This is a genomic window from Pseudomonas sp. Sample_9 (genome assembly GCF_004307535.1).
In the GTDB taxonomy this organism is placed as follows: domain Bacteria; phylum Pseudomonadota; class Gammaproteobacteria; order Pseudomonadales; family Pseudomonadaceae; genus Aquipseudomonas; species Aquipseudomonas mercuritolerans.
The window spans coordinates 1-22,026 of the sequence record NZ_RAZO01000448.1; the positions used below are offsets into that span (position 1 = coordinate 1).

Here is a 22,026-nt window from a genome sequence, read left to right on the forward strand (position 1 = left end):
GTGACCGAAGGCCAGACCGCCAGCTACACCGTCAGCCTCAATCACCCGGCGCAGACCGAAGTGACCCTGAAAATCGTCTACAGCGGCACTGCTGCCGACGGTTCGGACTTCACTGGTGTGTACACCGTGAAGATCCCGGCGGGCGCCAGCAGCGCGCAGTTCAACGTCGCCACCCTCGATGACAAGATCACCGAAGGCACCGAGAACTTCGTGGTCAAGATCGATTCGGCTACCGGCGGCAACTTCGAGAACCTCGCGGTCAGCAGCACCAATGGCAGCGTCAGCACCTCGATCATCGACAACGATGCACCACCGGTGCTCGATCTGGACGCCAACAACTCCAGCGGTGCGACCGGTGCCGATTACAAGGTGACGTTCACCGAGAACACCCCGGGCGCCGGCGTGTCGATCGCTGACACCGACCTCAGCATCACCGACCCGGACAGCACGATGCTGACCGGTGCCACCGTGGTGCTGACCAACCGTCAGGACGGCGATGCGCTGAATCTGGGCAACAGCGTCAACGGCATCACCATCAATGCCAACAGCACCAACGGCACGGTGACCCTGACCCTCTCGGGTAACGCGACCCTGGCCGACTACATGCAGGCCATCAAGAACATCAGCTTCACCAACAGCAGCGAAAACCCGAGCACCGTGCCGCGCATCATCACCGTGACGGTGACCGATGGCGGCAACTACTCGAACACCGCGACGACCACGGTCAACGTGGTGGCGGTCAACGATGCACCGGTCGCTGCGCCGAGCAATGTCACCGGCACCGAAGACACGCCGCTGGTACTCGGCTGGTCGACCTTTGGCGTCAGCGATGTCGATAGTCCGGCGAGCAGCCTCGGTATCAAGATCACGCAGCTGCCGGGCGAGGGCAAACTGCAGTATCTGGACGGCTCGACCTGGAAGGATGTGGCCAACAACCAGACCTTCAGCAAGGCCGACATCGACGCCGGCAAGCTGCGTTTCCTGCCGGATGCCAACGAGTCGGGCACCAACGGTTACGGCGGCACCGGTCTGGGCAACAAGCAGGCGGACTACGCGCAGATCAAGTTCCAGCCTACCGATGGCCAGGCGCTGGGCAGCACCGGCACAGTGAAGATCGACATCACGCCAGTGGCGGATGCGCCGACCGTGGCCGTGGCCGATAACAGCGTTAAATCCACTGGCCTGATCAAGGAAGTCTGGACCGGTCTGTCGGGTCTGGGCACTGACGGCAGCGGCGCTAACTCGACCACCCTGAAAAACGTCATCGACGCCGCCGGCAAACCGAACTCCAGCGGCAACGTCACCAACGTGCAGTCTGACGGCAGTGTCGCTGCCGGTACGGCGTCGAAGACCTCTGGCCTGATCTACCTGGAAGCCGGCAAGACCTACAGCTTCAGCGGCGTGGCCGATGACAGCCTGCTGATTACCATCGGCGGCAAGAGTGTGGCTTCCGGAACTTGGGGCGCGGGCGGTGCGATCAACGGTTCGTTCACCCCGACCACCAGCGGTTACTACACCCTCGACATCTACCACCACAACCAGAGCGGGCCGGGCAGTTACGACGTCAATTTGTCGGTCAACGGCAGCACGCCAATCGATCTGAGCAACGCCGGCGTGCCGATCTACACCGGCGTGCAGGACCTGATCAACTCGGGCGTGACCGTCTCCGATCTGCACGGCACCAACGGCGAAGGTTATTACGACGGCTACAAGCTCAACACCGGCGCCGAAGGCACCACAGTGAAACTGTCGGCGATCAGCACCGCGCTGACCGACACCGACGGCTCGGAAACCCTGAGCGTGAAGATCAGCGGCGCACCGGTCGGTTCGGTGCTCAGTGATGGCGCGGGTCATACCTTCACCGTTACCGCGAGCAATGGCGAAGCCAACGTCACCGGCTGGAACCTCGGCTCTCTGACCGTGACCCCACCGACCTACTATAACGGCCAGTTCAACCTGACCGTGACTTCGACGTCCACCGAACAGGTCGGCGGCTCGGCAAGCAGCACCGCGACCATTCCGGTCACGGTGGTGCCTGCGGTGTACAACGCGGTCACCGCCACCTCGGGTGACGACAACGTCACCGGCACCGACGCCAACGACATCATCGTCGCTGACATCGGCGGCCTGACCGTGGTGCCGGGCACCAACTACAACATTGCGTTCATGGTCGACAGCTCGGGCAGCATGAGCACTTCGTCGCTGAACGCCGCGAAAGACTCGCTGACCTCGGTGTTCAACAGCCTCAAGCAAAGCCTGGGCGGCAGCAACTCGGGCACGGTGAACATATTCCTGGTGGACTTCGATACCCAGGTCAACAAGTCGGTGTCGGTGAATCTCAACGACCCGAATGCGCTGACCTTGCTCAAAGCAGTGCTGAACTCGATGGGCTCCGGCGGCGGTACCAACTACGAGGACGTGTTCAAGACCACGGCCAACTGGTTCCAGAGTGCCGATGCGGTCGCCAACACCGGGGCGAAGAACCTCACGTACTTCATCACCGACGGCCAGCCGACTTACTACCAGACCGGCGAGCAGACCAACCCGACGCTGTATGGCAACGTGAAACTCGACAGCGTGGTGAACACCAGCAACTACAAGCAGGGCGACACGTTCGGCACCTACATCGACAACTCGCACTACCTGAGCATCAACAGTGCCGGCAGCGTTGTGCTGCAAACCTACAGCTCGTGGTGGGGCTGGAGCAGCGAAACCCTGGGCACGATTCACGCGCAGGGCGACGGCACTTATGAATTGTCGAACCTCGCGGGTACCGGCAACAGCACCAACTCGTCGACGACCAGCAACTCGACCAGCGGCTTTGCCTTGTTGAGCGGGTTGTCGAGCGTCGAAGCCATTGGTCTGAACAACGACGTCAGCCTCAACGACCTCAAGCCGTACGACTCGGACAAAACGCCGCAAACCAACATCGATCCGAAGGACCTGGCCAACTCGATCATCGGCCATACCGAAGCGACGATGCCGGGTAACGACACCGTCAATGGTGGCGAAGGCAACGACATCCTGTTCGGCGATCTGGTCAGCTTCAACGGCATTGCCGGCGAGGGTTACCAGGCGATGCAGGCGTTCGTCGCCAAAGAAACCGGCGTCGACGTCAGCAAAGTCAGCACCAGTAATGTGCACCAGTACATCACCGAGCACTATCAGGCGTTCGATGTATCCGGCGCGCACGATGGCAACGACACGCTGCTGGGTGGCGCGGGCAATGACATCCTGTTCGGTTCGGGCGGCAACGACCTGCTCGACGGCGGCAAAGGCAATGACATCCTGCTCGGCGGCACCGGCAACGACACGCTGATCGGTGGTCAGGGCAACGACATCCTCATTGGCGGTTCCGGTGGCGACACCTTCGTCTGGAAATCGGGCGACACCGGTAACGATGTGATCAAGGATTTCAAAGCCAGCGAAGGCGACCGCATCGACTTGCGCGACCTGTTGCAGGGCGAGACCGGCAGCACGATCGACAACTTCCTGAAAATCACCACAGTGGATGGCACGTCGTCGCTGCAAGTCAGCTCGGCGGGCAAATTCAACTCGGGCGATACCGCTGCGGCCACGCCGGACGTGACGATAAAACTGGAAGGCAACAACTGGGCGAGCGCCAATCTGCACAACCTGATTGCCGGCAGCGACCCGACCATCAAGGTCGATCACAACAACAGCTGAGGCTGAAACAACGACGGCCGCCTCCTGTGGGGCGGCCGTCGCGTTTGCGGGCAATGCAGCGGTGACGATTTGATCGTCGCCCCGCATACTGGCGCGCAGTTGGCTATGCTGCTGACAGCATGACGCTGTTCATTTGTGAGGGATGCTCAATGTTTTACGTGCAACGCGATGCGCAGGGCCAGTTGATTCGAGTGGAAGCTGCGGCGTACGCCGAGGCCACGGAAACGCTGCCCGCCGACAACCATGAAATCCAGGCGTGGTACGCCAACGAAGCCGTGGAAAACAGCCTCAAACAGCTCAAGCAGAGCGACTTTGAAATGATTCGGGTACTCGACGACCTGATTCAGGTGCTGACCCAGAAGGGCGTGATCCGCGTCACCGACCTGCCAGCGGCGGCCCAGGCCAAACTGATGGACCGCACCCAGGCGCGTGAAGCGCTGGGCGGGTTGAGCCAGTTGATCGATGAGGATGAGGGCGGGTTGATCTGATCCTCCCAGGATCCAAAGCTTACCCTCACCCCAGCCCTCTCCCGGAGGGAGAGGGGGCCGATCGAGGTGTCTTGCGCTATCCATCGACCTGAGAGATCGAGTCGATTTAGGATTCAGTGGAGCTCTTGCACGTCGGCGTATCTCGTAAATATCCCACGGCCAGTCCCCTCTCCCTCTGGGAGAGGGTTAGGGTGAGGGCGCTTCTTGGCTCACCCCCAAGGCTTCGGCTCACCGAGCAACTGCCCCTGCACGCCATACAAGCCCATCTCCCGAATCACTGACAGCTCCCCTTCGGTCTCGACCCGTTCGGCAATCAGCGGCAAATCGATGCTGTGCGCCGCGCGCTGGATCGCTTCGATGAACAGACGCTTGTCGCTCTCCTGATCGATCGCGCGAATGTAGCTGCCATCGATCTTCAAGTACGCCAGGCCCAGCCGCGCCAGGTTGCCGATCATGCTGAAGCGCCCGCCGAAGCGCTGCAGGCTCAGCGAGAAACCGAGCTCGCGCAGGCGTCGGGTCAACTGCTCCAGCAATGCCTGTTCAGGCAATTGCTCCTCACCGATTTCCAGAGTCAGCCGCGCGCCAAGATTGGAATGCGCGCGCAGAATTTCGAAGACTTTGTTCAACGCCTGCGGATCGGCCAGCGTTGCCGAGGACAGGTTCAGCGCCAGCGAATCCTCGTGCCCTTTCATCTGCTCGAGCACGCGTTCGAGCATCAGCCGGTCAAGCCGCGCGGTCCAGCCGAAGCGCTCCAGCCACGGCAGGAAACGCCCGGCGGGAATGGTCTGGCCCTGCTCGTCGAGCAGGCGCGACAGGACCTTGTAATGCAGCACAAGTTGCGTGTCCTGCGCGGCGACCACCGGTTGGAAATACAACTCGAAACGCTGCTGACTCAAAGCCTGATCCAGCAGTCGATGCCAAGCGTGATGGTCGTCACCGACCTCCGCCACCAGACTCTGATCGATGCACGCCCAGTTCTGCTCGCCTTGGCCTTCTGCCTGCGCAAGTGCCTGATCGCCCAGTGTCAGCACCGCTTGCGGCGAGTCACCGTGAGCGAACGGCGCCAGCCCGATCGAAGCCACCGTCGGCACATCGGTCGCGCCGGTGGCATGCAGGCTGCTCAAGGCATTGTCGAGATTCTGCGCCAGCTGCAACGCTTCCTCGCGCACCAGCCCCGGCGCCAGCACGGCGAATTCACCGCCGCGAATACGCGTGACCAAGTCCTGGGTTTGTGGATATCTGGCGCACTCGCGGGTCAGTTGCTCGCCGACGGCCTTGAGCAACTGGTCGGTGCGCTGGCCGCCGAGACGCTGGTTGAGTCCGGCCAGGTCCTTGACCCGCAACAGCAGCAGGTAACCGGAACTGGCCTGTTCCGGATTGCTCACGCGGTTGTTCAACTGCATCTCGAAATAGCGGCGGTTGGCCAGGCCGGTGAGGTTGTCCTGATAGGACTCGGTACGCAGTTTTTCACTGCGCTCGGCCTGCTCCTGGAACAGCGTCTTGAGCTTCTCGACCATCTGATTCATTGCCTGCACCACGCGACGCAATTCAGGCGTGCGCGGCAGATCCGGCAGGCTGAGAAACTCGCGGCGGGCAATCGCATGGGACTGCTGGACCATGTAATCGAGGGGCTTCAACTGCCGACGCAGTAACAGCGCGCCGAGCACCGCACTCAGTGCGCCGCAGATCAGCAACCAGCCAAGACTGCCCAGTGCGCTCTGCCATAGCTTGGCCACGGCGAACATCGGATGGCTGACCACCTCGACCCGCGCCGCCTGCTCCCAGCCACGGCTGACCAGCGCATCGCCACCGGCCGGCTCGAGGCCGATCAGTTTGACGAACCAGTCCGGCACATTGCTCACCGCCGGGGCACCGCTGCGCTCGACAATGGTCTGCTCGGTCTTCACGTCGACCACGCGGATGCTCGCGTAATAACCGCTGTCGAAAATCGAACTGACCAGCAGCTCGACCATCGCCGGGTCGTCGATATTCGGCGTCAGCGACAATGCCAGCGCCGTCGCCGCGTCCTGTGCGTGGGAGCGCAACTGGTTGACGTACTGGGTGCGCGAGCTCTCCAGGCTGACCATGAAGCTGCCGGTGAAGGCCACGACCAGGAACAGACAGATAGCGATCAACAGCTGTTTGAACAAAGACATCTGAGCGCGTGCTCCTAGTTAGTCGTCTCGACCGGAAAACCTTCGGCCTGCATTTTTTTCAGCACATCCTGCCAGCGCGACAGGCGTTTGGTGTCGCCGACCTTTTTATTACCCTTGGCGCCGGGCAGATACAGACCTTCGGCATTGAAAGAGTAGACCGGCAGCAAATCGGTCCGCTGCGACGCCGGCTGGATCGGATCGATCAGGCTGTCGAGCACCAGCGGCATGGCATCGGGGGTCGCATAGTACGTCAACACCATGTGCGCGCGGTTCTGGCGTAGCGCCTTGACGTAGGTGATGCGCAGCTTGTCACTGGAAACGCCGAGATGGCGCAGGCTGAAATACTTGGCGATGGCGTAGTCTTCGCAGTCGCCGGCGCCCTTCCACAGCGCTTCGATAGGGGTTTCCCAATAATCCACTTCGCGCCACAGATCGATGTCTTCGACGTAACGCACCTGCTTGTTAAAGAACAGGTTCACCACTTTGAGCTTGTCCATCTCACTGACCTGCTTCTGCGTCGCCAGCAGATTCTGCCAGGCGTCGATGCGCTGCTGCCCCGCGCCCAGTGGCCCATAGAGAGCCGTGGCCTTGCGGCTGATCGCGGAAAAATCCCAATCGGCGTGCAGACCGCCCAGCATGACGCCGGCCAGCAGCAATGCGCAGCCAAGCCAGCGCAAGGTCCGAGGGATCGCGAAACGTACCGCCACTGCAGGTTTCCAGAAGGACAGAAAGGAAGCGTTTGATGGTGAAGCTTAGCCCGGCAAAAAACAATGGCACCGTGAGATCATCGAAGACGCGCTAAACTTGAGATTGCAGCGCTTTGTTTTACAAGGTTTGACAACCTGTAGAGCAATCACTAGTGTCATTTGGATCCAAATATTACGACCTACAGGGTGTGTTGTCGTGACTCAGAAGCCCAAACCGCTGCACAGCATCAAAGTCGAAGGACCGATTCCTGCGCATCTGGCCCGGTCGGTGATTGAAGAAACCCTGCGCTCGGCCATTCTCGATGGCCGCCTGCCGTGTGGCACTGCGCTGCGCCAGCAGGATCTGGCCGATCTGTTTGGGGTCAGCCGCATGCCGGTACGCGAAGCCTTGCGCCAGCTCGAAGCGCAGGAGTTGCTCAGCGTCACCACACACAAAGGCGCCGTGGTTGCTCCACTGATCCAGGGCGATGCCGCTGAAACCTACGAATTGCGCATTCTGCTCGAATCCGAGGCAATGCGGCAGTCCATTCCGGTGCTGACTGAGGCCGAGCATCAACTCGCCGCCGGCTACATCGATGAGCTGGAAGCGCAGCACGACTACAACGAGATTGGCCGCCTCAACCGCCTGTTCCACATGGCTCTGTACAGCAAGGCGCCCAACCAGCGACTGCTGCGCCTGGTGGAGGACGGCCTGAACGAAGAAGAACGTTTTCTGCGGTTCAATCTGGAAGCCATGGGCCTGGGCAAGCTGTCTCAGGACGACCATCGCGCCATGCTTCAGGCCGTGATCGAGCGAGACATCCCGCGCTCACTCGAAATGCTTGAGCAGCACCTAAACCGTGGCGTCGAGGTCATCACCCGCTACCTCGCGACTCCCGCGGCACAGAAGCGCCACACCGCGCGCTGATATCTCGCACGTCGAATAATCCCCTTACAAATCTTCGCGACCGCTCTGCTGCCAGCCCTGGCAGCGGATCGGCGTGCGCGCGGCAGCCTGTCCCGTCCTGATCGCCGCAGTTTTCCTCTGGGTCAATGACCAATCGGTAATAGCCGTGACGGCAATTTACCCGCACTCTTCCAGCGCCAACCCTATAGAACGGGGACGCGCCGCCCTGACGGCACAGTCCCCGCAACAGGAACCTACGGAAGGAGCCTTGTCACGGGAAACAGGAAGTCATGGCGCCGGTCCAGGCCAACTTTCGCCCCTATGAATTCAACCAATCTCCTTAGTTAAAAAGTTGCTTCGAGTGAGGCATTCACTCTTGTTTTTCAATTTTGGCCGTTATTAGCCGAAAGGAGTAACTACGCCCAAATAAAACTCAGCCTAATAGTTTTATCGGCAACTCTCATACTTGAGAAAAAGCCAACTTGAAATAATTGAAAATAAACTTGTTAAATGCTTTTGCCCTGTATTAGCTTTCTCTCGCCAGGTTTGAACTTCGCTGTTCAGCGCGGCATACCTCACGTACCAAACGCAGCAACCGTGGCACCGCAACGAGGCCACATCGCAAGCAAGGCTTTGCCCGGATAACTTTCCATACAACTTGCTCAACCGCTTACAGCAACTGAAAGAACTGTGCATTTCATATCAATGATAAAGGACATCATGATGCCCACTAAGCAGCAACTCGCCCAGAAGAAAGCCGAACTGAGTATTCACCCGATCTTTTCCGAGATTACTTCGTTATCGGTATTACGCCGTTTCATGGAAACCCATGTATTTGCCGTATGGGACTTCATGTCGCTGACCAAGCGCCTGCAACAGGAACTGACCTGCACGCGTTTACCCTGGTTGCCGCCGCGCGATCCCCACGCGGCGCGGTTGATCAACGAGATTGTGCTGGGCGAGGAATCGGACGATCGCCTCGGTGCCGGCCATTACAGCCACTTCGAGTTGTACCTGGATGCGATGCGCGAGATCGGCGCGAGCACCACGGCGGTAGAGCGCTTTGTCGCCCTGCAGCAGGAAGGCGTGAGTTATGACGTCGCGTTGCAGAGCGTCGACGTCGACCCGGCGGCCGCGCAGTTTGTCCGCGATACCTTGCGCGTCGCCCTGGAAGCGCCGGGACACAGCGTTGCCGCCGCGTTCCTGCACGGTCGCGAGAGCGTCATTCCGACGATGTTCCAGCGCATTCTCGATGACTGGGGCATCGGCATCGAACAGGCACCAACCTTCCGTTACTACCTGCAACGGCATATCGAAGTCGATTCCGAAGATCACGGCCCCGCCGCCGAGCAGTTGCTGGAGCGTCTGGTCGACGGCGATCCGCAGCGCGCAGCCGAGGTTTACGCCAGTGCCATCGCCGCCGTGGAAAGCCGCATCGCCCTGTGGAACGGGTTGCGCCTGAGCATGGGCGCAGAAGTAGCCGAGGTGGCCCAATGAACGCAACCGACTATCAATCCTTCGCCGACGCCTGGGAAAGCCGCGCGACCATTCGCACCCGTCCCCGGCGGCTGCTGGAAGACGATCAGCGCCTGATCTACCCGCTCAGCCGCCAGCCGCTGGTACTCAGCGAAACCTTCCTGCGTGAATGCCCGCAACAACGTGATTTCGCCCTGGTGCAGACGTTGTACAAATTCATCAACGACGTAGTGATTTTCGAGACGGAAATCGTCGACAAGACCGCCCGCAGCATTGCCAAGAATCGCTTCGCCGTGGCATTCCCGTTCGCCTGTCGCTACGACGCGATGACCGTGGTGGTCGATGAGGATTACCACGCGCTGGTGGCGATGGATTTCATGCAGCAAACGGTCGCGCTGACCGGTATCGAGCCGATCCAATTGCCCGATGAAATCGAACTGAGCCGGGCGATTCCCGCCGCTGTTGCGCTGGCACCGGAACACCTGCGCAGCGCGGTGGAATTGATCTGCGTGGCGATCGCCGAAAACACCGTGACCGGCGATGTCGCGGCGTTCGCCCGCGACGATTCGGTCAAGCCGTCGATCAAGGGCCTGATGGCTGACCACTTGCTCGACGAAGGTCGCCACTCGAGTTTCTGGGCGCGGATGGTGCGCATCTATTGGCACACCGCCAGCGACGCGGATCGCGAGACCATCGCGCAGATCCTGCCGGTGTTCATCGGCCATTACCTGACCAACGACATCCAGAAGTCCTTCGATTTGCGCCTGATCGATGCGCTGCCGGTCAGCGAAACCACGCGGCATTCACTGCGCGAGGAAATCGCTGGACTGGCCTTCCCGATCAATCGCCACCACCCGTTGGTGGGCAACATCGTCAGGTTTTTCCACAACAGCTCGCTGCTCGACACACCTTGCGTGCAGCACGCCCTGCGCGACTATCTGGTTTGAGGAGGCCGACATGAAACGTCTCGACATTTTGCTCACCGGCGCCGGCCAGGCCATGACCGATCTGGCCCGGGAACTCGAACAGCACGGCCATGCACTGACCCGCAGGGGCGCCACTCAAGCGGCGGTGGATCTGATCATCGACGATGGCTTTATCGCTGCCGGCGATTTCTGCGCGATCCCGCATCTGCACCTGCGCCTGGGTGTCGCCGCGCAAGACCATGGCGGCCTGCCGACCCTCGACTTGCTGTGCTTTCTCGGCTCGTCGCTGATCAGCCGCGTACCCATCGGCGATGAGCCGTCCGGCAACGGTCAGTCGCTACGCCAACGAGCGCTTGCCCATGTGGTCGACGAAGTAGCGTTGCTGGTCAGCCGCTTTTCCCGCGACGCCGATTATTTGCGCCATGCCCCGGCCCTCAAAGCGCCGGATTTCGAACGGCTGGAAGATCTGCTGTTTCTCGACAAACTGGCGTATGTCCACCGTCTCAACGACACGGCAAATCCGGCGCTGCTGCAACAAGCGCAGATCCCGCTGATCGAGCGCCTGCGACAAAGCCTGATCGAACATGCCGAACGACCGGCGCTGCATGTCGGCGGGAAGACCATCAGCTACGAGCAGCTGCACGCCCACAGCCGCGCGATTCAACAGCGCCTGCTGCCCTTGCTCGAGCAACATCCGCAGCCGTGGGTGGTCGGTGTCTGCCAAGGTAAAAGCCCGGCGCTGTTCGCCTCGATTCTGGCGATTCTCGGCAGCGACGCGGTGTACTTGCCGCTGGAGCCGAGCCATCCATTGCCGCGTCAGCAATACATCCTGGAAAACGCCGGCGCGGTGCTGTTGCTTCACGATGGACAGCAGGCGCTCAGCGAGTCGATAGCGGGGCTGGATGTCAGTGGCATCGAAGCGCCGAACGCCGATCTCGACCGGCCGCTGATGCAGCACCGCCCGGAACTTGATGCGCCGTGCATGGCGCTCTACACCTCGGGCACCACCGGGCATCCGAAAGGCGTGCTGCTCAGCCAGGCCAATCTCGCCCACTTCACCGCTTGGTACGCCGACTACGTGCAGCTGCACGCCGAGAGTCGGGTGTTGCAGTTCTCTTCGCTGAGCTTCGATTCTTCGCTGATCGACATCTTCCCCAGCCTGCTCACCGGCGCCGAACTGGTGGTGCCCGACGACACCCAGCGCCGCGATCCTTTGCAGCTGGTGGCGCTGATTCGCCGACGGCAACTGACCCACGCCTTCCTGCCACCGGCGCTGTTGAGCATCCTGCCGCTGGAGCAACTGGAGGCCGTGCAGGTGATGACCGGCGGTGATGTCTGCGAGCCGTACGTCATTGAGCAACTGACCCGTCAAGGCACCCTGCACAACCTGTATGGCCCGACCGAAGCCACCGTGCTGATCACTGCGCGCCAGCTCAAACCGGGCGACAGCAACCGCACGCTGGGAGGGCCAATCGCCAACAGTCGGGTGCTGATTCTCGACGACGATCTGCAACCGGTGCCCGATCAAACCGTCGGTGAGCTGTTCATCGTCGGCCCCGGTGTCTGTCTCGGTTACCTGAACAATCCGCAACAGACCGCCGAGCGCTATCTGACCCTGTCGTTGCCCGGCGGCGAAACCCTGCGCGCCTATCGCAGCGGCGACATGGCCCAATGGGGCGAGCACGGTATCGAGCTGTGCGGGCGGCGCGACAATCAGGTGAAAATCCGTGGCTTTCGCGTCGAGCCGGAAGAGATCGAACGCTGCCTGCGCGAGAGCCGCTTGTATCGGCAGATCGCCGTGGTCATCGACAGTCAGCGACGCATTCTGGCGTTTACCGCCCAGCCACAAATCGAGACTGCCCGCGACGAATTGAAGGCTTACGCCCGGCAGTTTCTGCCGGACTACATGCAACCGGTAGCGTGGACCGAACTGACGCAGATGCCGTTCGCCAGCAACGGCAAAGTCGATCGCAAGGCGCTGTCGGCATTGCCGGTGACGGTGCAGGACAGCGCTGCGAAATGCCTGCCGGCCAATGCTGATGAAGCGCTGCTGTTGGAGATCTGGGCCGAGTTGCTGGAACTGCCGACCAGTGACATTTCCACTGACGAAAGCTTCTTCAATCTCGGTGGTCATTCGATTCTGCTGTCGCGGATGTTGCTGCGCTTGCGTGAGGAATTCGGCCGGAGCATTTCGATCAATCGCTTCATCGAACTGCCGACCATCAGCAAACTGGCGACGCTGGTGCGCGGCACCGACGACAGCGCCGTGCTCAGCGCCCAAGCCATGGCCGACTCTGAGCGTGAGCTGGATATCGAACCGCTGCCGATCAGCCGCATGGGCGATGTGCACAAGGTCATCGTCACCGGTGCCAACAGTTTTGTCGGCGTGCACATCGTCGAAGCGCTGCTCGGTTGGGGCGCCAGCGAAGTGGCCTGTCTGGTTCGCGACGGCGCCGGGCAAACGGCGGCGCAACGCTTCGCTCAGGCATTGCGCGAAAACCGTCTGGAGCATCTCGACCTGAGCCGTGTACGGGTCTATCCAGCGGACATCAGTCGCCCGCAACTGGGCCTGGGCGATGACGATTATCAGCGCCTGGACCGCGAGTTCGGCGCGCTGGTACACAACGCCGCCAACGTTAACCACGTACTCGATTACGAGTCCCTGGCGGCGGATAACGTCGAGCCGATCTTCGCCCTGCTGAAGCTGTGCGAGGGGCGGAGTAAGAAGGTCTTCAACTTCGTCTCGACCCTGTCGGCATCCAGCACCGTGGATGACGCCGGTCGGGTGCTGGAACTGCCCGCCGCCGCGACGCCGCCGATCTATATTCGCAACGGCTACAACCTGTCGAAATGGGTCGGCGAACGCATCCTCGAACGGGCGCGTGAGCGCGGTGTGCGGGTCAATCTTTATCGCCCTGGCAACATCAGTTTCAACAGCCTCAGCGGCGTTTGCCAGCCGCACAAAAACCGTTTGATGCTGATGCTCAAGGGCTCGATCCAGCTCGGTCAGGTACCGGCCTTTGCGCTGAATTTCGACCTGATGCCGGTGGACTTTCTCGCCCGCTTCATCGCCTTTCATGCCAGCCGTTATTCAGCGGATCGCGCGGTGTTCAATCTGCACAACCCCGAGCCGCTGAGCTGGGATGCCTACGTCGCTTCGTTCCGCGAAACCGGCAGCGAATTTGCGCTGGTCAGCGTCGCCGACTGGCAGCAGCAACTGAACCGGGTCGACGCCGACAACGCGCTGTTCGGCGTGCTCGGTTTCTACCTCAACGGCTTCGAAGAAGACATCGGCGACATCTCCCTTATCCGTCACGCCAACGCCGAGGCCGGCGTGCGGCAGATGGGCGCGCACTACCCACAGAAATCCCCGGCGCTGCTGCGTCGCGGCTGCGACTACCTGAAAGAAATCAACTTCATCTGACTCATCCAAAAGGAGCAACACCATGAGCAATCTGCAACCCGACACCCTGATCAAAAACCCGCAAGGCTGCCACGTTGTGTCGTCGGTGGAGTTGCCGGCGGACGCGGCAAAAGTCTGGGCGGTGGTCGGCAATTTCGCTGGCTTCGATCGATTCATTCCGGCGCTGTCGCACACCGAAATGACCGGCGAGGGCGTGTCATCGCTGCGCAAGAAAATCTTCAAGGACGGCAACGTCGTGGTCGAACAACTCAACTCGCGCGATGAACAGGCGCGGCGCATGACCTGGACGACGATCTACAACACGTTGGGGGTGGCGAACCTGTGGGCGGCGATGCAGGTGGAATCGCTGAGCGCAGGGAAGTCGCGAGCGACCTGGACGATCATTGCCGAACCGGCTGCGGGTGGGGATGAAGCATTGCCGGGGTTCAGGGATTTCGTGCAGGGGTTTGCCGATGATGCGATGGGCAATGTGCTGAAGCTGTTTGTCTAAGGCTTAGGCTTTGCGGTGATCGTCAGACCGCTTTCGCGAGCAGGCTCGCTCCCACATTTGGAATGCATTTCCCTGTGGGAGCGAGCCTGCTCGCGAAGAACGATAACGCGGTCTGCGATCTGTAAATCAGATCTTGAAGCTGTCGACCAACTGCTTCAACCGGTTCGCCTGCTGCGACAACGCATCACAATCCTTCAACGTTTCGTTGAGGTTGGCCACGCTCTGCTGGTTCAACAGGTTGATCTGGTTGACGTCGACGTTCAGCGTTTCCACCACCGCCGTCTGCTCCTCAGTCGCAGCGGCCACCGACTGGTTCATACCGTCGATTTCGCCGATGCGCTGGGTCACGCTGACCAGACGCAGACCGGCCTGATTCGCCACTTCCACGCTCTGCTCGCTGGACGCCTGGCTGGCGTTCATCGTGCTCACCGCTTCGCGCGAGCCGACCTGCAGCGAGGTGATCATCTTGTGGATCTCTTCCGCCGATTCCTGGGTGCGATGCGCAAGGTTGCGCACCTCATCGGCGACCACGGCAAAACCGCGCCCGGCTTCACCGGCACGCGCAGCCTCGATGGCAGCGTTGAGCGCCAGCAGGTTGGTCTGCTGCGAGATGCCTTTGATCACATCGAGAATGTGGCCAATGTTGTCGGTGCTCGCGTTCAGGGTTTCGATCTGCGTGCACGACAGGCTGATCTTCTGCGACAGCTCGGTCATCGCCTGAATGGTTTGCTCGACCACCTGACGACCATCATCGGCCTGCTCGGAAGCGCCACTGGCGTGCTGCGAAGCATCCGCGGCGTTGCGCGCAATCTCCTGAGTGGCGGCGCCCAGCTGATTGATCGCCGCCGCGACGCTGTTGGTGCGTGCACTTTGCTCATCGGAACCGACGATCGAAGCGTTGGAGGAAGCCATCACCCGTTGCGACAGGTCATGTACGTGACGGGTCGCCGACGACACTTCGGAAATCGATGCGTGAATCCGTTCAACGAACTGGTTGAATGCGCTGCCCAGTTCACCGAACTCGTCTCTGCTCTCGACCACCAGACGCCGGGTCAGATCGCCCTCGCCTTGGGCAATGTCTTTCATCGCGCGGCCCATGGTGGTCAGCGGCCGCATCAACACGTTGATCAACAGGCTCAACAGCAACGCAATCGCCGCGACTGCGACAAACATGGCGATCAGCGCCGAGGTGCGGAATTGGCTGAGGGCGGCGTAGGCCTTGTCGCGATCGATCGACAGACCGATATACCACTGCGCATTCGGCAAATCGCTGACCGGAGTGAACGAGAGAATACGTTCCTGACCGTTGAGCACGACGTTCTGGTTACCCTTCTCGATGCGCACGCTGGTGTTCGGGTAGATGTCCTTGAGGTTTTTCATCACCTGGTCTTTGTCCGGGCTGACGATCACCTGACCGTCGGCACTGACCAGAAACGCATGGCCGAGGCCACCGAAGTCCACCGAGTTGATGATCTTCACCAGGGTTTCCAGGCTCAGGTCACCGCCGACCACACCGAGCAATTCACCGTCCTTTTTCACCGGCATGGCGATGGTCACCACCAGGCCACCGACGGCCGCCATGTACGGCGGCGTCAGCATGGTTTTGTCGGCCGCCACGGCCTGCTTGTACCAAGGGCGCTGACGCGGATCGTAACCGTCCGGCATCTTCGCATCGGGACGCTGGGTGAAGACACCGTTGGCCTGCCCGACATAAGTGAACTGGAAGTTCGACGTGAAGGCCGGTTGATCGACAAGGCCGGGGAGGTCGGCATTCTTGCCCTGATGGGCAACGTTCTGCGCGAGGTTTTCCAGCACCAGAATCCGTCCGCTCATCCAGTTCTGCACGCTGCTGGCGGTCAGGTCACCGGCCTGCTGCACGGAGGACTGCAGGTTCTGGCGAATGGTGTTTCGCTGCAGATAATCGTTGTAGAGCGTGAACAACGCGAACGCCAGGACCACGACGCCCGAAGCGGCCAGGAGGATTTTATGGCTGAACTTGAGATTCATTTCATGGGACTTCTTATGCCAAGAGTGGGGATGCGTTTCCGGATGCAACATTCCATGTACGGCGCAGGCAGCGTTCTTCTGGCCGCTCTACTTTGGTGCACGCATTTCTCACCAGTCTGTCGGCCAGCGGCGGAGAAATCTTAGGGGCGCGTGAGAAATGGACTGGGTTTGTGCAGGATTCCCGCCGAACGGCGTGCCAGAGCGGCTGCGAGGGAATTTTTCGCATCAACATGGGGGCGACAGTTGCAAAATCTGTAACCCTTGATGACAATGCGACTAATTATCATTTGTGACGTTCGGGCTGGCGTGGTCATGTCTTCACCTGAGTTGGTCGTACAGGCGCTTTACGGTAGTCATCACGGCTGGCTCAACGCTTGGCTGCGCGCGCGGCTGGGCAACGCAGCGGATGCAGCGGATCTGGCTCAGGACACCTTCCTGCGCCTGCTGCAACGTACCGAACGCCTCGAACTGAAAGCGCCCCGCGCGTTCCTGCGGACCATCGCGCGCGGTCTGGTGATAGACCATTGGCGCCGCGAGGAAATCGAGCGGGCCTATCTGGAAACCATTGCTCACTTGCCTGAAGGCGAAGTACCTGACGCCGAATCGCGCGCGTTGGTGCTGGAACTGCTGGAAAGCATTGCGCGCATGCTGGAAGGACTTAAGCCGAAAGTGCGTCAGGCGTTTCTCCTGGCGCAGTGCGAAGGTTTGACTCACAAACAGATCGCCGAGCAGTTGGGCGTGTCGGTACGTTCAGTGGAACGCTACGTCGCCGATGCGCTGTATCACTGCTATGTGTTGCGGTATGAAAACTGATGCCTGTGGATAACCTCTCACTCGCCCGCCGCGTCGAACCGCGCCAACACGTGGTCAAGCAAGCGATTCACTGGCTGCTGCGGCTGCGCAACAACCACGGCAATTCGCGGCTGACTCGCCAATGTGAGCAGTGGCGCGCCGAGCATCATGAACATGAAATCGCCTGGCAGCGGGTGCAGTCGCTGCAAGCCGAATTGAGTTCCAGTCTGCGCGCCGTGCCGGGTGCGCAGGTCGCTTTCAACACCTTGGAAAACAGTGCGCAGGGGCTAGGCCGACGCCAGGCCTTGAAGTTGTTGACGGGCGCGCTGTTGATGGGCTCCGCCGCGTGGCTGGCCAAGGACAGCGCCGCCTGGCAGCAATGGAGTGCCGACTACGCGACGGCGACCGGCGAACGGCGCGGTTTCCAGTTGCCCGACGGCACGCGCATCGAACTCAACACCGCCAGCGCCGTGGATCTGGATTACACCGCGCAGCAGCGCCTGATCAAACTGACCCGTGGCGAGATCATCGTTACCTGCGGCGGCGCTGACGAAGGCGCGGCGGCCGATCGACCGCTGCGCATACAGAATCGCCACGGCAGTTATGCGCCGGTCGATGCGCGTTTCATTTTGCGTCAGGAAGAACAGTGCACGCGGCTCAGCGTTACCCGTGGCCGGGTGTTGGTTCGCGCTGGCGGTCATTCCCTCGAAGCACTCGCCGGGCAGAGTTTTCTGGTCGATCAAAGCGGTTTGCGCGCAGCGCCGACGCCGGATATGGATGCGGGCGCCTGGCTCGACGGTTTGATTGTCACGCGCAATATGCGGCTGGGTGACTTCCTGGCTGAAGTCGCGCGTTATCGCCCCGGTTTTCTGGGATGTACGGAGGCAATTGCTGACCTGCGCCTTTCTGGGGTGTTCCGTCTGGAGGACACCGACAGGCTGCTGGCGGTCCTGCCGCAGACGCTGCCGGTGCAATTGCGTTATCGCACCCGCTGGTGGGTGACCCTGGAACGTGCGGTGTGATTATTTTTGGCGGGTTTTCGCAGGCAGTCCGGCTTAGTCAGTAAGCACTTCAACTCAGCCCCCGCGACTGCCTACGGAAATCCACAATGACTGTCCGCGCCATTTGTAAGAACCCTCTGAATTTCACTGCACCATCGGCACCGCTGCGCCATGCGGTTCGGGCAGCACTGTTGTCCTCCGCGCTGGGCGTCAGCGTATTACCAAGTCTGAGTCTGGCCGCCAACACTGCCGGCACCGAGATCAGCCACCGCTACAACATTGCTGCAGGGCCATTGGGCGAGGCATTGAATCAGTTCGCCCGGCAGGCCGGCATCACCTTGGCGATGACGCCGCAACAGACTCAAGGTCAGCAATCTCCCGGCGTGCAGGGTGAATATTCGACCGATCAGGCCTTGAGCCATTTGCTCGGCGGTACCGGACTGGAAGCCGTCAGCCAGGACGGCAGCAGCTACATCCTGCGCCCAGTCGCTGAAAGCGAAGCACTGGCCTTGCCGACCACCGACATCAAAGGTTTCGCCCTCGGCAACGCGCTGGGCAGCATGGCCGGCTACAACGCCACCCACAGCCAGATCGCCACCAAGACCAGTACCGCGCTGCTGGAGACCTCGCAAAGCGTATCCGTGGTCACACGCGAGCAAATGGATGACCAGGGTTCGCAAACCGTCTCGCAAGCGATGCGCTACACCCCGGGCGTGCTGACCAACCCGTACGGCGCCACCCATCGTTACGACTACGTGGCGATGCGCGGTTTCAACGACGGCTCGGTGGACAACATTTACCTCGATGGCCTCAAGTCGATGGGTGACAGTGGCACCTACAGCACCATGCAGGTCGATCCGTATTTCCTTGAGCGTGTGGACATTCTCAAAGGCCCGTCGTCCGTGCTGTACGGCCGTAGCTCGCCCGGCGGTCTGGTCGCGCTGACCAGCAAAAAGCCGTTGTATGAGGCCTACCATCAGGTGCAGGCCACAGTGGGGACGCAAGGCCAGCGTGGGGTTGGGTTTGACTTCAGCGGTCCGGTCGATGACGACAAGCGCATTGCCTATCGTCTGACCGGATTGAGCGATCAGTCCGACACGCAATTCGATCACAACAAGGAAAAACGCTTCGCCCTCGCGCCGACGCTGAGCATCGATTTCAGCGAAGACACCTCGCTGACCCTGCAGGCCTATCTGCAACACGATCCGGACGGTGGTTACCACGGCGGCGTTCCGGCGGACGGCACGATCCATCAGCGCAATGGCGAGCGCATCTCGCCGCGCTTCTTCGAGGGCGAACCGGGGATCGACGGCTACTCTCGTGACCAGCAGTCGTTCGGCTATCAGTTCGAACATCGCTTCAACGATGTCTTCACCGCGCGGCAGAACTTCCGCTATCTCGATTCCAAAGTGAACATGGATCAGGTCTACGCCTATGGCTGGACCACCCCGACCAGCAATGAACTGAACCGCTATTACACCGGCGGTGATGAGCGCCTGCATGCGTTCATCGTCGACAACATGCTGCAGGCCGAATTCTTCACCGGCGCGACCAAGCACACGGTCCTGATGGGCGCGGATTATCAACGGCGCAAAACCGTGGTCGACTGGACCAGCGGTGGCCTCGCGCCAATCAATGCGTTCAATCCGGTGTACGGCAACTCGGCGATCGAGATGTACGGTGAGACCAGCTATCTGCGTCGCCTCGAACAGACCGGTGTGTATCTGCAAGACCTGATCGAGATGGACAAGTGGCGCTTCTCGCTGGGCCTGCGTCAGGACTGGGTCGAGACATCCGATGAAAACCGCATCGCCGAAGCGGGGCGGCCGGTGGGTACAGAGATCAATGATCGGCGCACGAAACTCACTGGCCGTGCCGGCGCTTTATACCTGTTCGATAACGGTCTGGCGCCATACATCAGCTACTCCGAGTCGTTTAACCCGAACTCCTATGCCGACAGCGCCGGCAATCCACTGGCCCCCACCGATGGCACGCAGTGGGAAGTCGGTTTGAAGTATCAGCCGCCGGGCACCGACAACCTGTTTACCGCCTCGCTGTTCCGCATCGACCAAGAAAACCTCGCGACCAAACTGCCGCAGGAGAACTTCTACCGCGCAGTCGGCGCCGTACGCTCGCAAGGTCTGGAACTGGAAGCGCATATGCAACTGACCGATAACTTCAAAGTACTGGGCAGTTACACCTTCACTGATATCGAATATTCCAAATCGATGATCAGTACTTTGAGCACGCCCACTGATGTAATCGAGAACAAGGGCAACTCGCCAACTCAAGCGCCGCGCCACATGGCCTCGCTGTGGGCTGACTACAAGTTCGACAGCGCCGCACTTGATGGCCTGCGCTTGGGTGGTGGGGTGCGCTATGTCGGCTACAGCTGGGCCGATGCGGAGAACACGATGAAGGTGCCGTCTTACACGCTGTTCGATGCCTCGATTGGTTATGACCTGGGCAAGATTGGTTTGAAGGGTGTTGATGTTCGGCTCAACGCGAACAACCTGACCAATGAATCCTATGTCGCGTCCTGCGCCAGTCTGAACTTCTGCTACATGGGCGAAGAACGCAACGTAGCGGCGACCGTCAGCTATCAGTTCTAGAGCTATGTACTGTGCATAAAAAAGCCAGCCCCTGCTATCAGGGGCTGGCTTTGTCGTTTCTTCGGGGTGTCTTACATGCGTGCGTTTCTGGTTTTGTTGCATCGATATATTGGCTTGGCTACAGCAGTGTTTTTATTGTTGGCCGGGCTGACTGGCAGTGTGCTGGCGTTCAATCACGAACTGGATGAGTGGCTGAATCCGCAGTTCTACGAAGCGACGTCAGTGGGTGAGCGCTTGTCGCCGGGCGCGTTGGTAGATGCGGTGCAGACTGCACATCCGAAACTGCAAGTCTGGTACATGGAATATCCGCATGAGGCGGGGCATACGGCGCTGCTGGCGGCCGTTCCGCGTAAAGATCCGGCGACGGGCCAGCCGTTCGATGAGCGCAATCAGGTGTTCTATCTGGACCCGATCAGCGCGGAGCAAAAAGGCGCGCGCTACTGGGGTGAATGTTGTTTTCAGCGGGAGAACTTCATCCCGTTCATTCTGGAGTTTCACTACAACCTGACATTGCCCGGTAACTGGGGACTGCTGTTGATGGGTGGGGTCGCCATCGCGTGGGTGATCGACTGTTTTGTCGCATTGTGGCTGACCTTGCCGCGCGGCAAGCCATTCTGGAAGAAGTGGGCTACTGCATGGAAGGTCAAAGGCGGGCATGCCTACCGCTTGAACTTCGACCTGCATCGCGCCGGAGGATTGTGGTTGTGGCTGCTGCTGTTACCGATCGCCGTCAGCAGCGTGGCGATGAACTTGCCGAGCCAGGTGTTCAAGCCTGCAGTTTCGTTGTTTTCGCCCATCGAGCCGAGCGTTTATGAAGCCAGAGGACGAATGCCCGCCAATCAACTGGGGACGACACAGTTGAGTTATCAACAGGCGTACGAAAGGGCATTGCAGGAAGGGAAACGATTAGGACTGACGGCGGCAATCGGCGAGTTGTATTACAGCTTTGAGTACAACTTCTACGGCGCAGGATTTGGACAGCACGATACGGACGCCCATGGAAAATCCTGGTTGTTCTTTCACGGTACCGATGGCCGATTATTGGGACAGGAGATCGCGGGACAGGGCACGCTTGGAGAGCAGTTCTATCGACTTCAGTTGCCCATACATGGAGGACGGATCATCGGGGTGACAGGGCAGGTAATGATCGCGTTACTGGGTGTGTTGATTGCGGGGTTGTCAGGGACGGGCGTTTATATCTGGTGGCGCAAGTGGCAGGCAAGACGCAGCAGCAAGACTCGCCGAATAGCCTGATCTTTTTGTACACGCTGAAATGACAAAACCCCTGTCTGCGTTAGCAGACAGGGGTTTCGGAATTCAATCTTGACGATGACCTACTCTCACATGGGGAAACCCCACACTACCATCGGCGAT

General features: G+C 60.3%; 14 protein-coding genes. 11 read left to right on the plus strand and 3 right to left on the minus strand.

The genetic code is table 11. The annotated features are described in order from the left end of the window. Both D6877_RS25540 and D6877_RS25545 read left to right on the plus strand, forming a co-directional pair. Window positions 1-3,687 (plus strand): type I secretion C-terminal target domain-containing protein (locus D6877_RS25540; protein WP_130912500.1); only part of this gene is annotated, 3,687 nt, incomplete at its 5' end. 149 nt (window positions 3,688-3,836) lie between these two features. Beyond that, window positions 3,837-4,175: a hypothetical protein gene (locus D6877_RS25545; protein WP_016772279.1), complete on the plus strand. Its 339-nt coding sequence runs from the start codon at window positions 3,837-3,839 to the stop codon at window positions 4,173-4,175. Window positions 4,176-4,384: 209 nt separating this feature from the next. Here the strand turns inward: D6877_RS25545 and lapD are convergent, their stop codons facing one another. Then, window positions 4,385-6,331, minus strand: coding sequence for a cyclic di-GMP receptor LapD (gene lapD, locus D6877_RS25550; protein WP_130912501.1), 1,947 nt, complete (start codon window positions 6,329-6,331; stop codon window positions 4,385-4,387). A 14-nt stretch (window positions 6,332-6,345) separates the two neighbouring features. Further along, the gene (gene lapG / locus D6877_RS25555; RefSeq protein WP_024011112.1) at window positions 6,346-7,038 is read right to left on the minus strand and encodes a cysteine protease LapG; all 693 of its coding nucleotides are present in this window, start codon (window positions 7,036-7,038) and stop codon (window positions 6,346-6,348) included. A 196-nt stretch (window positions 7,039-7,234) separates the two neighbouring features. On the opposite strand from lapG, the gene D6877_RS25560 reads away from it, so the two are divergent. The 5 genes from D6877_RS25560 (at window position 7,235) to D6877_RS25580 (ending at window position 14,240) form a co-directional block, all read left to right on the plus strand. Next, entirely contained in the window at window positions 7,235-7,945 is a 711-nt protein-coding gene (locus tag D6877_RS25560) for a GntR family transcriptional regulator (RefSeq protein ID WP_130912502.1), read from the plus strand. A 699-nt stretch (window positions 7,946-8,644) separates the two neighbouring features. Then, window positions 8,645-9,421 (plus strand): DUF3050 domain-containing protein, encoded by a 777-nt coding sequence (locus D6877_RS25565; protein ID WP_130912503.1) that lies wholly within the window; start codon window positions 8,645-8,647, stop codon window positions 9,419-9,421. Beyond that, window positions 9,418-10,347 carry a diiron oxygenase gene (locus D6877_RS25570; protein WP_130912504.1) on the plus strand — a complete coding sequence of 310 codons (930 nt, stop codon included), beginning with the start codon at window positions 9,418-9,420 and terminating at the stop codon, window positions 10,345-10,347. Before D6877_RS25565 ends, D6877_RS25570 begins: the two co-directional genes overlap by 4 nt. A 10-nt stretch (window positions 10,348-10,357) precedes the next feature. Then, window positions 10,358-13,750 carry a non-ribosomal peptide synthetase gene (locus D6877_RS25575; RefSeq protein ID WP_130912505.1) on the plus strand — a complete coding sequence of 1,131 codons (3,393 nt, stop codon included), beginning with the start codon at window positions 10,358-10,360 and terminating at the stop codon, window positions 13,748-13,750. 22 nt (window positions 13,751-13,772) lie between these two features. Next, entirely contained in the window at window positions 13,773-14,240 is a 468-nt protein-coding gene (locus D6877_RS25580; protein WP_130912506.1) for an SRPBCC family protein, read from the plus strand. Window positions 14,241-14,366: 126 nt separating this feature from the next. On the opposite strand, the gene D6877_RS25585 is transcribed toward D6877_RS25580, so the two are convergent. After that, complete coding sequence (locus D6877_RS25585; RefSeq protein WP_130912507.1) at window positions 14,367-16,247, minus strand: methyl-accepting chemotaxis protein; 1,881 nt, start codon at window positions 16,245-16,247, stop codon at window positions 14,367-14,369. 312 nt (window positions 16,248-16,559) lie between these two features. Between D6877_RS25585 and D6877_RS25590 the strand changes: the two genes are divergently transcribed. The 4 genes from D6877_RS25590 to D6877_RS25605 all read left to right on the plus strand — a co-directional run bounded on the left by D6877_RS25590 (window position 16,560) and on the right by D6877_RS25605 (window position 21,906). Next, on the plus strand, window positions 16,560-17,060 hold the full coding sequence (locus D6877_RS25590) for a sigma-70 family RNA polymerase sigma factor (RefSeq protein WP_039764190.1): 501 nt from the start codon (window positions 16,560-16,562) through the stop codon (window positions 17,058-17,060). After that, window positions 17,060-18,061 (plus strand): FecR family protein, encoded by a 1,002-nt coding sequence (locus tag D6877_RS25595; RefSeq protein WP_130912508.1) that lies wholly within the window; start codon window positions 17,060-17,062, stop codon window positions 18,059-18,061. Before D6877_RS25590 ends, D6877_RS25595 begins: the two co-directional genes overlap by 1 nt. Before the next feature lie 86 nt (window positions 18,062-18,147). Continuing rightward, window positions 18,148-20,652 (plus strand): TonB-dependent siderophore receptor, encoded by a 2,505-nt coding sequence (locus D6877_RS25600; RefSeq protein ID WP_130912509.1) that lies wholly within the window; start codon window positions 18,148-18,150, stop codon window positions 20,650-20,652. A 75-nt stretch (window positions 20,653-20,727) separates the two neighbouring features. Next, complete coding sequence (locus D6877_RS25605) at window positions 20,728-21,906, plus strand: PepSY domain-containing protein (RefSeq protein WP_130912510.1); 1,179 nt, start codon at window positions 20,728-20,730, stop codon at window positions 21,904-21,906. Window positions 21,907-22,026: the final 120 nt, after the last annotated feature.